This window comes from Halobacterium bonnevillei, from assembly GCF_009831555.1.
Taxonomy (GTDB): Archaea; Halobacteriota; Halobacteria; order Halobacteriales; family Halobacteriaceae; genus Halobacterium; species Halobacterium bonnevillei.
In genome coordinates this window covers 1-13,154 of sequence record NZ_WUUU01000084.1, presented here as the reverse complement: position 1 = coordinate 13,154, position 13,154 = coordinate 1, and the positions used below count along the sequence as shown (strand labels likewise).

General features: G+C 69.1%; 12 protein-coding genes and 4 pseudogenes. 3 read left to right on the top strand and 13 right to left on the bottom strand.

Annotation, left to right across the window (positions count from 1 at the left end):
- Positions 1-355 (bottom strand): rhodanese-like domain-containing protein (locus GRX66_RS19525; protein ID WP_201292991.1); only part of this gene is annotated, 355 nt, incomplete at its 3' end.
- A gap of 60 nt (positions 356-415) precedes the next feature.
- Here GRX66_RS19525 and GRX66_RS11040 point away from each other — a divergent pair.
- Complete coding sequence (locus GRX66_RS11040; protein WP_159526611.1) at positions 416-1,039, top strand: rubrerythrin family protein; 624 nt, start codon at positions 416-418, stop codon at positions 1,037-1,039.
- A 32-nt stretch (positions 1,040-1,071) separates the two neighbouring features.
- On the opposite strand, the gene GRX66_RS11035 is transcribed toward GRX66_RS11040, so the two are convergent.
- Positions 1,072-2,040: a sugar phosphate nucleotidyltransferase gene (locus GRX66_RS11035; protein ID WP_159526610.1), complete on the bottom strand. Its 969-nt coding sequence runs from the start codon at positions 2,038-2,040 to the stop codon at positions 1,072-1,074.
- Positions 2,041-2,097: 57 nt separating this feature from the next.
- Between GRX66_RS11035 and GRX66_RS11030 the strand changes: the two genes are divergently transcribed.
- Positions 2,098-2,388, top strand: a complete 291-nt coding sequence (locus tag GRX66_RS11030) for a transcriptional regulator (protein ID WP_159526609.1) — start codon at positions 2,098-2,100, stop codon at positions 2,386-2,388.
- Between the two features lie 29 nt (positions 2,389-2,417).
- Here GRX66_RS11030 and GRX66_RS11025 read toward each other — a convergent pair whose 3' ends face one another.
- The 10 genes and pseudogenes from GRX66_RS11025 to GRX66_RS10985 form a co-directional block, all read right to left on the bottom strand.
- Complete coding sequence (locus GRX66_RS11025) at positions 2,418-2,837, bottom strand: Rieske (2Fe-2S) protein (RefSeq protein ID WP_159526608.1); 420 nt, start codon at positions 2,835-2,837, stop codon at positions 2,418-2,420.
- 373 nt (positions 2,838-3,210) lie between these two features.
- Complete coding sequence (locus GRX66_RS11020; protein WP_159526607.1) at positions 3,211-4,065, bottom strand: aminotransferase class IV; 855 nt, start codon at positions 4,063-4,065, stop codon at positions 3,211-3,213.
- Positions 4,050-4,637 (bottom strand): anthranilate synthase component II, encoded by a 588-nt coding sequence (locus GRX66_RS11015; protein ID WP_325064067.1) that lies wholly within the window; start codon positions 4,635-4,637, stop codon positions 4,050-4,052. Before GRX66_RS11015 ends, GRX66_RS11020 begins: the two co-directional genes overlap by 16 nt.
- Positions 4,634-6,147: pseudogene (gene pabB / locus GRX66_RS11010) on the bottom strand (aminodeoxychorismate synthase, component I). The gene GRX66_RS11015 and the pseudogene pabB overlap by 4 nt, the downstream one beginning before the upstream one ends.
- Before the next feature lie 48 nt (positions 6,148-6,195).
- A complete protein-coding gene (locus GRX66_RS11005; RefSeq protein WP_159526606.1) occupies positions 6,196-6,939 on the bottom strand; it encodes a helix-hairpin-helix domain-containing protein in 744 nt (247 codons plus the stop codon).
- 43 nt (positions 6,940-6,982) lie between these two features.
- Positions 6,983-7,408, bottom strand: a pseudogene (locus GRX66_RS11000) (shikimate dehydrogenase family protein); the annotation flags it as partial.
- Between the two features lie 175 nt (positions 7,409-7,583).
- Positions 7,584-7,877, bottom strand: a pseudogene (locus GRX66_RS20790) (amidase family protein); the annotation flags it as partial.
- Positions 7,878-7,902: 25 nt separating this feature from the next.
- Positions 7,903-8,283, bottom strand: a pseudogene (locus GRX66_RS20785) (amidase family protein); the annotation flags it as partial.
- A gap of 80 nt (positions 8,284-8,363) precedes the next feature.
- The gene (locus tag GRX66_RS10990) at positions 8,364-9,638 is read right to left on the bottom strand and encodes an amidohydrolase (protein WP_159526605.1); all 1,275 of its coding nucleotides are present in this window, start codon (positions 9,636-9,638) and stop codon (positions 8,364-8,366) included.
- Positions 9,631-11,004, bottom strand: a complete 1,374-nt coding sequence (locus tag GRX66_RS10985) for an aspartate aminotransferase family protein (protein WP_159526604.1) — start codon at positions 11,002-11,004, stop codon at positions 9,631-9,633. The genes GRX66_RS10990 and GRX66_RS10985 overlap by 8 nt, the downstream gene beginning before the upstream one ends.
- A 120-nt stretch (positions 11,005-11,124) precedes the next feature.
- On the opposite strand from GRX66_RS10985, the gene GRX66_RS10980 reads away from it, so the two are divergent.
- Entirely contained in the window at positions 11,125-12,303 is a 1,179-nt protein-coding gene (locus GRX66_RS10980; protein WP_159526603.1) for a M24 family metallopeptidase, read from the top strand.
- A gap of 49 nt (positions 12,304-12,352) precedes the next feature.
- On the opposite strand, the gene GRX66_RS10975 is transcribed toward GRX66_RS10980, so the two are convergent.
- A partial coding sequence (locus tag GRX66_RS10975) for an NAD(P)-dependent oxidoreductase (protein WP_159526602.1) occupies positions 12,353-13,154 on the bottom strand: 802 nt, incomplete at its 5' end.

Below are 13,154 nucleotides of genomic sequence, written 5' to 3'. Positions count from 1 at the left end.
TGCGGAACAAGTTCTCGAACACGTGCCGTAGCCGATCGGGATCACCTTCGAAAGTCATCTCATCGACGATCTCGATATTTGCGTCCTCCGTGTCTACTGTCCCCCAGCACTTCCCGACGAGGTCAGTACACACGGCGACAATCGGCTCATCGAGGTCCGCCGGCACGAGGTCCCCTGCATCCCCCGTGACCTGCGCGGACACGAACTCCATGTAGGGCACGTGTTCAGCGGTCACACCCGGACCGTCGACGTGCCACGCGTCGAACTCGTCGCGGTCCCGGACGTCCAGCACCGAGACCGCGCCCTCGCGGATGCGGTCGTAGAGTTCGCGCGCGGAGATGGATGGTGGAGTCACGCGCCACACTTCGGGCCGAACGGGCAAAAGCTCACGTCCACCCGCGCCGAAGTGACTCGCATGGACGCTGCCGACTTCCGGGCGCGAGTCGAAGCCGACCGCCAGACCGAACTCGACCGGCTCGGCTCCTCGAAGCGCCTCGTCGCGCTCACCGACGCCAGCCTGGACGACGAGACAGTGCTCCGCACGGCCGCCGCCAGCGAGGCCGCCGCGGCCGCCGTCTTCGACGACTGGGCCGCCGACGCCACCGGCGACGCCGAGGACGCGTTCGCATCGTTCGCTCGCCGGGAACGCGACCACTACGAGCGCGTCCGCGACGAACTCGGAGCGGACGTCGACGCCGCGCCGGGCGCAGTCCACGACTTCCTGCGGGACTGTGAATCGACCGTGGAGCGGGCGGGCGGCGTGGTCGGCCGGGGCGCCGTCGCGGAGCGCACGCTCACGCAGTTCGTGAGCTACTTCGTGAACCAGGCCGACGAGTCCCGCGCCGACCTGTTCCGCGAGTTGAAGACCGAGACGCAGGCGGACACCGAGACCGCGGTGGCCCTCATCGCGGAGGCGACCAGCGGGGACGACGACCGGGAGCGCGCCCTGGCCGCCGCGGTCAGCGCGATCGACGCCGCCTACGAGGAGTACGTCGACGCGCTCGAATCGATGGGCGTGAACCCCAAATCGATCTGCTAGGCGGGGAGGAATACAGCGGGGGCCGCGGACGCCTACTTCCCGTTCGAGATCGTGGTGTGGGCGCCGATGAGCGCGCCTGAGAAGTCGATGCCCTCGAGGCGCGTGTTCTCGTCGATGATGGAATCGCGGACGTCGCAGTCGTGGAGGACCGCGTCCGGGAAGACGACGGTGTTGTCGACGCTGGAGTTGACGAGTTCGGCGTTCCCCATGATGTGGACGTTCTCACCGATGGTGGTGTTCTCGATCGTTGCGTCGTCGCTGACGAGGTTCTCGCCGTCGAGTTTCCAGCGCACCGCGTCCAGGTAGGATTCCGGCGTCCCGATGTCGTACCACGCCCCCTCGAACGTGAACGCGTGGACGGCCTGGCGGTCCTGCAGCCACTGCACGAACCAGCCGGGTTCGTCGGGGTTCTCGCCCTCCTCGAGGTACGTCTCGAGGTCCGAGAGCGTCTCCTCGGGGTACGCGTAGCACGCGATGGAGACGAGCGTGCTCTTCGGGTGTTCGGGTTTCTCCTGGAAGTCCACGACCTCGTCGCCGTCGAGGTCCACGAGCCCGTAGGACTTCGCGCGTTCGAGACTCCCGACGTCGTAGGCGGCCAGCGTCGGCGCGCCCTTCTGTTCGAAGAAGTCCACGAACTCCGCGATGTCGAAGGAGATGAGGTTGTCACCCGCGACCACGACCAGGTCGTCGTCGACGTTCTCGCGGTCGACGAGTTGCGCGAGTGCGCCGATGACGCCGAACTTCTCGTCTTCCGCCGTGGTGTCTTCGACGCTGAGCGTCGGTTTGTCGAACTCGCTGTCACTCAGGTACTCGCGGAAGTCCTCCGCGAACCGTTCGTTCGTGGACACGTACACCTCGTCGATGCGGTCGTCCGCCTCCAGATCCGCGAAGATCTCGTCGATCACTGTCGAGTCGCCGACCGGGAGGAACATCTTCGGGCGGTGTTTCGTAATCGGCCAGAGACGCGTCGCGTATCCGCCGGCGAGAACGACGGCTTTCATACCGGACGGTCCCACGCGTCCGATAAGTCCTTTTTCATCCAGCGTCGCTGTACGTGCATGGACGACCAGACCACCCGCGAACGAATGCTGGACACGCTCCGCGACCGACCGGACACCCCCAGCGGCCTCGCCGAGGAGTTCGGCGTCTCGCGCGGCACGGTGCTGACCCACGTCCGCCACCTCTCGCAGACGCTCGACGGAACCGACGAGGAACTCCTCGTGAAGCCCCCGGAGTGCCGCGAGTGCGGGTTCAACGACTTCGACGACCCCGTGAACGTGCCCTCGCGCTGCCCGGAGTGCAAACACGAGAACGTCGAGGAGCCGGCGTTCGTCGTCGAGGAGCTCTGACCGCTCGACGACGCGAGCGCCGCGCGCGATCAGAAGCCGAGGCGTTCGCCGGGCGACGTCGAGCGGTCGACCGGGTCGTCGTCCTCGACGCCCGCTCGAACGAACTCGTAGTCGGTGTCGTCGAGGTAGACGTCGCCACTCCGGACCGCAACTGACACGGGATCGAGTTGCGCGCCCTCACAGGGGCCGTGCGTGCAGACGCCGGAGTCCTTCTCGAACGTCGCGGCGTGCTTCCGGCAGACGACGTCGTCGCCGCGGACCGGCGCGCCGTCGCCCGTGTCGAGTTTCACGTCCGTCCAGTGCATGCAGTAGTTCAGGAACGACGACACCGACCCGTCCGACAGCTGGAGGAGGATGGCTTCGCGTTCCTCGCCGTCGTCGGAAACGGTGTACAGTAGCGACCCGTCTGCCGGCACCTCGTCGACCGCGGCGATGCGCTCGGCTCCCATCAAAGCGGAGTAGCTACCCTCTGGATTTGAGACTACCGGAAACCAACGGATATTGGGTTTCCGTCGTTTCGAAAGTCAAGCGGTCCGGTGCAATCTGAAGGGGACAGGATGCCTGGCAACGTTCAATCCAACCGACTGACAAGCATCGGCGAGCGAGTGGTTCGAAGAACCCGAGCGACGGCGTTCACCGCGCGAACGGCGGAGCCGTGAGCGCGGGCCGACGAGCGACCGCAGGGAGTGGTTCGAAAGGCGCTTTGCGCCTTTCGACATCACGAAAGACGGCGTTGCCGTCTTTCGAACGACGAGGAGTGCTTTTTCCCCAGGTTTTTGCAAGCGAGGCGCGCGTAGCCCGCCGAGCGCAGGAGAAAGTGGGTTAATAGTGCCGCTCTTCGACTTCTTCGGCGACCGCACGGGCGAGGCGGGCGCCGACTTTGCAGGTGTCGTAGGTGGCGTGGTCGTAGGTCGCGACGGGGCGGACTTCCCACGTGGTGTTGGTGAGAAAGAGTTCGTCGGCGTGGCGCAGGTCGCGGGGTGTGTAGTGGCCTTCTTCGATGGGAATGCCGATGGTGTCTGCGAGTTCGAGGACGGCCCATCGGGTGACGCCGGGGAGGACATCGAGGTCGAGGCTGGGCGTGTGGAGGACGCCGTCGTCGACGAAGAAGACGTTGCTGGTGGCGCCTTCGGTGACGCGGCCCCGGGCGTCGAGCATGATGGCTTCGTCGGCGTCGCCGGCGTCGATGCGCGCGAGGATGCCGTTGAGGTAGTTGTGCGTCTTCGCGGTCGCGGGGAGTGCGGCGTCGCGGACGCGTTCGACGTCGACAGTCCTCACGGTCGCTGGGTCGTCCCAGACGCGGGTGCCGTCGACGCCGCCGCGGGGGAGCGATTCGGTGACGACGACGACCGTCGGGTCGGTGTCGTCGCTGGGGGAGAGTTTCCCGGGTTGGACGCCGCGCGAGACGGTGAGGCGGACGTAGGCGTCCGCGAGGTCGTTCGCGGCGAGAGTGCCGTGGACGCGCCCGCGGAGTTTGCTCTCCGAGAGCCCGTGGTCGATGCCGAGCGCGTTGCAGGTCGACCGGAGGCGCTTGAAGTGGGCGGCCCAGGCGAACACCTGGCCGCCGTACGCGCGCATCGTCTCGAAGGCGGCGTCGCCGTACTGGAACCCGCGGTCGCTGACGCTGACGGCGGCGTCGTCGGCGGCGACGAGGTCGCCGTTTACGTTGTAGAGCATGTGTCGAGGAAGGTGGCGAGCAGTCGGTTGCCGGTCGGCGTGAGGATACTCTCGGGGTGGAACTGGACGCCTGCGTGGGGTCGGTCGCGGTGGCGGACCGCCATCACCACGTCACTGTCGTCGGCCGTCTCGACGGTCCACGCCGAGGGCACCAGCGAGTCCGGGAGTTCGGACTCCGGGACGGCGAGCGAGTGATAGCGCCCCGTTTCGAGGCGGTCCGGGAGCCCCGAGAAGATTCCCTGCCCGTCGTGGCGGACCGTCGACGGCTTTCCGTGTACGACGGTGGGAGCGTGCTGGACAGTCGCGCCGTTGGCAGCGCACAGCGCCTGGTGGCCGAGGCAGACGCCCAGCGTCGGGTAGTCGAGGTCGCGGAACACGGGCACCGAAACACCGGCGTCGTCGGGCGTGCCCGGGCCGGGTGAGACGACGATTGCGTCCGGGTCGATGTCGCGGATGCCGTCGACGTCGACGTCGTCGTTGCGGCGGACGACCACGTCGGCGTGCTCGCCCACGTACTGGACGAGGTTGTACGCGAACGAGTCGTAATTGTCGACGACGAGTACGCGCGTCACTGTCCCGCCTCCGGGTCCGGTTCGAGCGCGAACTGCTCGCCGGACTGCTCGAGCGCGTCGTCGATGGCGGTCACGAGCGCGCGGGCTTTGTCCAGGGTCTCTTCGTACTCGGCTGCGGGGTCGGAGTCGTGGACGACACCCGCGCCGACGCGCAGGTGGTACTCGTCGCAGTGCCGGACGAGCGTCCGGATGACGATGTTGAGCGTGGCGTCGCCGTCGAACCCGACGGCCGCCATGCTCCCGGTGTAGGGGCCGCGCCGGGTGGCTTCCACCTCGTCGATGAGTTCCATCGTCCGGGGCTTGGGCGCCCCAGTGATAGTTCCACCGGGAAACACGGCGGCGATCGCGTCAGCGAGATCACATTCCTCGCGGAGTCGCCCCCGTACCTCGCTGACCAGGTGCATCACTTCGCTGTACCTGTCGACTCGGCGGTACTCCCCGACCTCGACGCTGCCGTACGCCGACACCTTCCCGAGGTCGTTGCGTTCGAGGTCCACGAGCATCGCGTGCTCGGCGCGCTCCTTCTCGTCGCTGGTCAGTTCGGCTTCCAGCTCGTCGTCCTCGTCGAGCGTGTCGCCCCTGGGTCGCGTCCCCGCGATCGGTTCGGTGACGAGGTCGCGGCCGCGCTTCGACAGCAGGAGTTCGGGGCTCGCGGACACGAGGTCCACGCCCGGGAACTCGACGAGGCCGGAGTAGGGCGCGGGGTTCGTCTCCCGGAGCGCCGCGTACACCGCGAGCGGGTGGACGCTCGCGGGCGCTTCGAGGCGCTGGCTGACGTTCGTCTGGAACGTCTCGCCGTCTCTGACGGCCCCCTTGATAGTGCGGACGCGGTCCTCGAACGCCGCCCGGCCGCACGCGCTCTCGAAGCGGCCGCGTCGCTCACCGCTCGCTGCCTGGCTCCGTTCGCCGGCGGTTCGCCACTCGTCTGGTCACCGTCCCGCACTCGGGCGGCCAGGGCCAACACGCGCTCGCGCCCCGCTTCGAACGCTGCCTCGGCGTCCTCGTGGGGGGCCAGCGGGACGCTCGCGACGAACCGAAGGGGGTCGCCGGGCTCGAACGGCTCCCGCCAGGCAGCCACCACCGGGTAGACGCCGAACTGCATGCGGGGGAGTTCCCGGTCGTCGGTCGCGTCGCTCGGCAGGTCCTCCAGGTCGCGGGCGACGTCGTAGGACAGCCACCCGAACAAGCCACCGGGGTGGGGAACGTCGCAGTCCCCACGCAGAACGTCGTCGCCGACGTGTTCGGCTAGCACGTCCAACGACCCCGATTCGTCAGGACCGGCTGTCACCACCGTATCGGGCGCCACGCCGAAGTACCCCCAGCCGTCGCTCCCGCCGGTGGTCTCGTAGTAGAAAGCGGGGTCGTCGCCGCGAGCACACCGGTACGCGTCGAAGGGGTCCCGGACCGCGCGTCGGGCCTCCACGACGACCCGCGTGTCGCCCGACGCGTCGCTGGCAGTCCCAACGAGGTCGTCGCGGTCGGTTTGTAGCGTCGCCGGGTCGTCAGCCATGCATCGGCGGCGACCCGGTGGTCGTCACGCCCAATCCGGTGTCCGCCATCACTCGTGGTCCTGGGCGCTGTCGACCCAGCGGCCGATGCGCTTCGCGGAGAGGTCCGTCTGGTCGGCGAGTTCCTCTGGGTCGGCGGCCGCGAGCTCCGCGACCGTCTCCACGCCCGCGTCGCTGAGACGGCCGGCGTACGCCGGACCGATGCCCTTGACGTCGCTGACGGGGTCGCCGTCGGACGACTGTTCGACGGTCTCGTCGCCCGCGCCGGCCGCCTCGGCGGGTTCGGCGGCGCGCGTCGGGTCGTCAGTGTGGTCCTCGTCGACCAAAGACTCCGTCGACGCCGACGCGTCCGTCTCCGTCGCAACGGGTTCGTCAACGTCCCCCGCAACTTCGGTTTCGCCTTCTCCTTCGGATTCGGCTTCGGTTTCGGCTTCGGCTTCGGTTTCGGCTTCGGTTTCCGCCTCGGCTTCGGCTTCGGTTTCCGCCTCGGCTTCGGCTTCGGTTTCCGCCTCGGCTTCGGCTTCGGCTTCGGTTTCCGCCTCGGCTTCGGCTTCGGCTTCCGCTTCAGCGTCGGCCTCGTCGGTCGTTTCCGCGACGCCCGCGGCTTCAGATTCGTCTGCTACAGTCTCAGATTCGTCGGCGGCCGCGGTCTCGTCCTGTCCCGTCGGTTCCTTGACAGCACGCTCGGACTCGGCGGACGGGTCTCGTTCCACCGTCACGTCGACGCCACTGCCCGCAGTTCGGCTCTCCTCCTCCATGCCGAGCAGCGACTTGAGTTTCGAGAGCAGTCCCATTGTCGAGTTATATCCCCCGCCCGTACTTAAAGCCGTGCCTGATTCAGAGGCGGTCGCGGAGCGCGTCGTTCATCGAGGGAACCGGGGCGTCGTGGCCCGTCCACAGTTCGAACGCCGCGACGCCCTGGAACAGCAACATCCACGCGCCGTCGATGGTGGTCGCGCCCGCGACGTCGGCGTCCCGCAGCAGTTTCGTCCGGAGCGGCGAGTACACCGCATCGAGGACCGCGAGATCCCCGTGGAGCGCGTCCGCCGGGACCGGCGACCGGTCCTCCTCCATGCCGACGCTCGTCGCGTTCACCAGGACGTCCGCCCCGGCGAGCAGTCCGGAGAGGTCGTCCAGTGCGTGCGCGGACGCCGCTGTCCCGACGTCCGCAGCGACCGCTTCGGCCGTCTCGACGGTCCGATTCGCGATGTCGACGCTCGCGCCGGCGTCGGCCAGCGCGTCGACGGCGCGCTCCACGCTGCCGCGGACCGCGGGGTCGACGTGGGGCCCGAGGAACTCCTCCGCGGAGGCCGAACGAGCAGTCCTCGACAGCCGGCGGTTCGCGGACGGCGCGTTCGAGGTCGCCGGTCGAGCGACCCAGCGTTACCGGGTCATTACTGTGCGGGCCGGCGATTACGTCGCCAACTCGGGCGGCGTCCGTGACTGACGTCGCGAGGACGCCGACCTGGTCCAGCGACGGCGCCAGCGGGACGACGCCCGCCCGCGGCACCGCTCCGAACGAGGGCTTGTATCCGACGACCCCGCAGAAGGAGGCCGGAATGCGGACGCTCCCGCCCGTGTCGGTGCCCAGCGCCGCGTCCACGTGATCCGCGGCGACGGCGGCGCCACTCCCAGCCGAGGACCCGCCCGCGACGTGGGCGTCCTGCCTGGGGTTTCGCGTCGGCCCGAACCCGCCCGTCTCGCCCGTGGGGCCGTACGCGAGTTCGTCCATGTTCGTCTTCCCCGGTGAGCGTCGCCCCGGCGTCCAGCAGGCGCGAAACGACGGGCGCGTGCCGCACCGGCGTGGCGTCCGCGAACGCGTCAGCGCCCGCGGTCAGCGGGACGCCAGCGACCGCGACGTTGTCCTTCACGGCGACGTCCAGCCCGGAGAGCGCGTGCCCTCCCGCCGCCGCGTCGCTGTCCGCCAGCGAGAACGTCGACACGAAGGCGTTGAACTCGTCGGCGGCGAGGCCGGGGTCGACGGTCACGTCGGTCGGCGTCCGGTCCGCCTCGGCGTCGACTGCCGGGAGCGCGCCGTAGTCACCGGGGACGTCGAACGCCGCGGCGTCGGCGTCGGAGTCGTCGATGGACACCCCCAGAACGTCGGCGAGCACACGGACGTGGTCGGCGTCGAACATACGTTACCGACCGCCGGAGCGCAGATAAGCGTTCGCTACCCCAACCCGCGAGAGCGGTCCGGGCGGCGACCCGAGGAGGCCTACGGTTCGTCGGTCGCGACGCGCTCGATTGACGACGCGAGGACGTCGACGGCGATGGGGAGCGAGCGCTCGTCGACGTCGAACGTCGGCGTGTGGTGGGCGGTCGGGTGGTCGGTGCCGACGATGGCGTACGTGGCGAGGCCGCCCTGCGCCTGGACGGCCTCCATCAGGAACGTGGCGTCCTCGCTGGCGCCGAAATCGGCGTGCTGCAGGACGCTGTCCACGCGCTCGTCGCGGTCGGCGGTCTCCGCGACCAGCGCCGCGAGGTCGGGGTCGCTGTCCGCGCGCGGCGACTCGCTGACGACGTCGAAGTCGACGGTGCAGTCGTGCATCTCGGCGGCCGACTCGAAGACGCGACGCAGTTCGTCGCGGGCGTACGCCATCAGTTCAGTCGTCTCGCCCCGGGCCTCGGCGAGTGCGTGTGCGCGCTCTGCGATGACGTTGCTCGCCGTACCGCCGTCGATTTTCCCGACGTTCACGCGGGTCATGCCGTCGGCGTGCCGGGGGATCCCGTACGCGTTCTGGACGGCCGTGGTCAGCGCCTGGATGGCGTTGCGGCCCTCGTTGGGCGCTTTCCCGGCGTGCGCGGACTCGCCGTGGAACGTCGCGTCGACGTGGCACATCGCCAGCGGCTTCCGGATGCCGCCGACCACCTCGCCGGTCGGGTGGCCGAGGCCGAGGTGGACCGCGAAGAGGTAGTCGATGCCCTCGACGTGTTCGCTTTCAGCCATCGGCTTCCCGCCACCTGACGCCTCTTCCGCTGGCTGGAAGAACACGGTAAGCGTGCCGGCGAAGTCGCTGGCCTGGACGGCCTCGATGACGCCGACGCCGATGGTCATGTGGCCGTCGTGGCCGCAGGCGTGCATCGATTCCGCGTACTCGGAGCGGAACCCCCCGCGTTCGGGAGTGTGGTCGTCGGCCGTGGACTCCTCGATGAGCAGGCCGTCGATGTCGACGCGCAGGCCCACGTGCGGGCCGTCACCGCAGTCGAGGCGCGCGACGACGCCGGTGTACCCGCCCGCCAGCTGCGAGAGCACGGACTCGTCGACGTCGGCGTCCCGCGCTCGCTCGAACCACTCCGCGAGGTCGGCGTCGTCCGGGACCGCCATCCGCTCGTCCGGGTCCATCGCGTCGCGGCCGACGTGGAGGTCGTCCACGCCCACCGCCTCGAGTTCGTCGACGAGGCGGCAGGTCGTGCGGAACTCCCGCCACGCGGGTTCGGGGAACCGGTGGAGGTCCCGGCGGAGCGAGGTCAGGCGGTCGGCGTCAGGCATGCGCGTCGTCGGCCGTCGCCGCGATTGCGTCCGCGATGACCTCCGTGCCGACCTCGGCCTGGCGTTCGGTGAGCACGAGCGGCGGGAGCAGGCGCACGACGTTGCTGTACTGGCCGGCCGTCCAGACCAGGACGCCGTGTTCGTAGCAGTACTGCTGGATGGCTTCCACGCGGTCCTTGTCGGGGTCGCCGGCTTCGTCGACGAACTCCGCGCCGACGAACAGTCCCTTCCCGCGGACCTCGCCGAGCCCGGGGTCGTCCTCGGCGGCGTCCCGGAGCCGGCTGCGGATCTGCTCGCCGACCGCGGTGGCGTGGTCCAGCAGGTCGTGGGACTCGATGTACTCGATGGCGCGCAGGCCGCCGACCATCGCGGGGACGTGACCGCGGTACGTGCCGGCGTGGTCGCCGGGCCCCCAGGAGTCCAGTTCTTCCTTGTAGAGCGTGGCGGACAGCGGCTGGCCGTTCCCGCCGAGCGCCTTCGCCATCGTCATCACGTCCGGCGTCACGTCGTAGTGCTGAGAGCCCCACCACTCGCCGGTGCGGCCCATGCCGACCTGGATCTCGTCGAAGACCAGCGGCAGGTCGTTGTCGTCGGCGATGTCGCGCAGCCCCTGGAGGAACCCCTCCGGGGGCGTGACGACGCCGCCCTCGCCCTGAATCGGCTCCACGAAGATGCCCGCCGGGTCCGCGAGCCCCCCGTAGGGCTGTTCGATGATGGCCTGTACTTCGTCGAGCGCGTGCTCGACGGACGCCTCCGGGTCCCGGCCCTCCTGGAAGGGGTAGGGGAACGGCGCGTGCACGACATCCGCGAGCAGCGGCGCGTACGGCTTCTTGAACTTCTTGTTGGACGTGATGCTCATCGCGCCCGACGTGGCGCCGTGGTAGGAGTTCCGGAACGCGAGCAGGCCGTTGCCGCCCGTGTTGTACTTCGCGAGCTTGATCGACGCCTCGACGGCGTCACTGCCGGTCGGCCCGCCGAAGACCACGCGGCTGTTCCCGGAGAGGCTGCCGGGCGCGATGTCGTCGAGCTTCTCGATGAGATCGAGGCGCGGCTCCGTCGGGAAGTCGACAGTGTGCGTGAGTTTGTCGATCTGCTCGTGGACGCCCTCGTTAACGTAGGGGTTGGCGTGTCCGACGTTGTAGACGCCGATGCCCGCGAAGAAGTCCAGGAAGACGTTCCCGTCGGCGTCCTTGAGGGTCGCGCCCTTCCCCTCCTCGAACGCCAGCGGGATGTTGTTCGGGTACGCGACGGCGCTGCTGTCGACGTTCGACTGCTTCTCGAGGAGGCGCTGGGAGTTCGGTCCCGGGACCTCGTCGACGGACGGTTCCTGTGCGTAGTGGAGTTCGTGGATCGGCGGTCCGGCCATGTCACCGTCAAAGGGGCACATCCACAAATAGCTTGTTCACAGGAACCAGTACGTCCGTAGTCAGAAACTGACCGTCGGCGCGCAAGGTTTATGCGAACTGTCCACGAGGATGGGAGTGAGATGAGCGAACTCGCCCCCTTCCAGAGCAGGGAGTACGAGCGCCGCGTCGACCGGACCCGAGAGCGGATGCGCGAAGCGGGCCTCGACGCCCTGCTCGTGACCGACCCCGCGAACATGAACTACCTCACGGGCTACGAGTCGTGGTCGTTCTACGTCCACCAGGGCGTCCTCGTCACCCTCGACCACGACCCGGTGTGGGTGGGTCGCGAGATGGACGCCAAGTCCGCGGAAGTGACGACGTGGATGGACGACGACAACGTCCTGTGCTACACGGACGACTACGTCCAGTCCCCCCACGACAAGCACCCGATGGACTTCGTCGCGGGCGTCGTCGCGGAGTACGGCTACGACGACCGGACGCTCGGCGTGGAGATGGACGCCTACTACTACACCGCCAAGTCCCACGCCCGCCTCACCGACCAGCTCCCGGACGCCGACGTCCAGGACGCGACGCTGCTGGTGAACTGGGTGCGCCTGAAGAAGACGGACGCCGAAATCGCGTACATGGAGCAGGCCGCCGAGCTCGCCGAGACGGGGATGCAGGCGGCCGTCGACACCATCGGCGAGGGCGTCCGGGAGTCCGACGCCGCGGCCGCCATCTACGACGGCCTCATCGGGGGGACTGAGGAGTTCGGCGGCGACTACCCGGCTATCGTCCCGCTGATGCCGTCGGGCGACTACACCGGCACGCCGCACCTGTCGTGGTCCGACCGCGAGTTCGAGGCCGGCGACCCCGTCATCGTGGAACTCGCCGGCTGCAAGCACCGCTACCACTGCCCGATGGCGCGCACGCTCACTGTCGGCGACCCGGACCCCGAGATGGCCGAGACCGCCGAGGTCGTCATGGAGGGCCTGCAGGACGCCCTCGACTTCGTGCGGCCGGGCGTCACCGCCGCTGAAGTCGAGGCCGTCTGGAGCGAGAGCATCGCCAAACACGGCATCGAGAAGGACTCGCGGCTCGGCTACTCGACGGGCATCGGCTACCCGCCGGACTGGGGCGAGCACACCGCGAGCCTGCGGCCCGGCGACGAGACGGTGCTCGAGGAGAACATGACGTTCCACATGATTCCCGGCATCTGGTTCGACGACTTCGGCGTCGAGATCAGCGAGACGTTCCGCGTGACGAACAACGGCGCGGAGACGCTGGCGGACTTCGACCGCGACCTCTTCGTGGTGTAGGCTGTCCGGCAGCGCCGTGCAGCAGTTCGAATTGCGCCCCGCGTCCGTTCTACGGTGCGAGTACGACGTTCTCCAGGTCCCCGCCGCTGTCCAGCGCCTCGTAGTTGTCGGCGAGGATGTCCGCGAGGCGGTCCCAGTGCTTCGGGGTGTGGCCCCCGGTGTGTGGCGTGATGAGCGCGTTCTCCAGCGTCCAGAGGACGTGGTCCTCGGGGAGCGGTTCCGGGTCGGTGACGTCGAGGGCGACGCCGCGAAGGCCCTCCGTCTGGAGCGCGGTCACGACGGCGTCGGTGTCCAGAATCGGTCCCCGTGCGGTGTTGACGACGACGGCGTGCGGCGGCAGCGTCGCGATGGCGTCGGCGTCGATCAGCCCCCGCGTGAGGTCCGTGAGCGGGCACGCGACGACGAGGTAGTCGGTGCGGGCGAGCGCGTCGTGGAACGGCTCCTCGTCGAACCCGATGACCTCGTCGGTCGGGCCGCCCTTCTCGGGCGTGTACCGGACGCCGATGGTGTCCACGTCGAACCCCTGCAGGCGCTGGGTGACCGCCCGGCCGATGGACCCCAGGCCGACGACAGTGACCGTCGAGTCCGTGAGTTCGCGCGCCTTGAAGTGGCGCCACTCGCGGTTCTGCTTGCGCCGAACGCCCTCGTGGAGGTTCCGCGCGAACGTGAGCATCTGGCCGATTGCCTGCTCGGCGATGCCGGGCGCGTGGATGCCGCCGGCGTTCGTGACGGTGACGCCGCGGGCGTCGAGTTCGTCCATCGGGAGGTGGCCGGTGCCGGCGAACGCGCACGCGAACAACTCCAGGTTCTCGGCGGCCGCCAGCAGGGCCTCGTCGATGCCGACGCCGGTG

Bases quoted from the DNA above. Each gene is read 5' to 3' on its own strand.
- GRX66_RS10990 (WP_159526605.1), bottom strand. From the start codon at position 9,638: ATGCCTGACGCCGACCGCCTGACCTCGCTCCGCCGGGACCTCCACCGG.
- GRX66_RS10985 (WP_159526604.1), bottom strand. From the start codon at position 11,004: ATGGCCGGACCGCCGATCCACGAACTCCACTACGCACAGGAACCGTCC.
- GRX66_RS11005 (WP_159526606.1), bottom strand. From the start codon at position 6,939: ATGGGACTGCTCTCGAAACTCAAGTCGCTGCTCGGCATGGAGGAGGAG.
- GRX66_RS10980 (WP_159526603.1), top strand. From the start codon at position 11,125: ATGAGCGAACTCGCCCCCTTCCAGAGCAGGGAGTACGAGCGCCGCGTC.
- GRX66_RS11020 (WP_159526607.1), bottom strand. From the start codon at position 4,065: ATGCTCTACAACGTAAACGGCGACCTCGTCGCCGCCGACGACGCCGCC.
- GRX66_RS11030 (WP_159526609.1), top strand. From the start codon at position 2,098: ATGGACGACCAGACCACCCGCGAACGAATGCTGGACACGCTCCGCGAC.
- GRX66_RS11035 (WP_159526610.1), bottom strand. From the start codon at position 2,040: ATGAAAGCCGTCGTTCTCGCCGGCGGATACGCGACGCGTCTCTGGCCG.
- GRX66_RS11025 (WP_159526608.1), bottom strand. From the start codon at position 2,837: ATGGGAGCCGAGCGCATCGCCGCGGTCGACGAGGTGCCGGCAGACGGG.
- GRX66_RS11040 (WP_159526611.1), top strand. From the start codon at position 416: ATGGACGCTGCCGACTTCCGGGCGCGAGTCGAAGCCGACCGCCAGACC.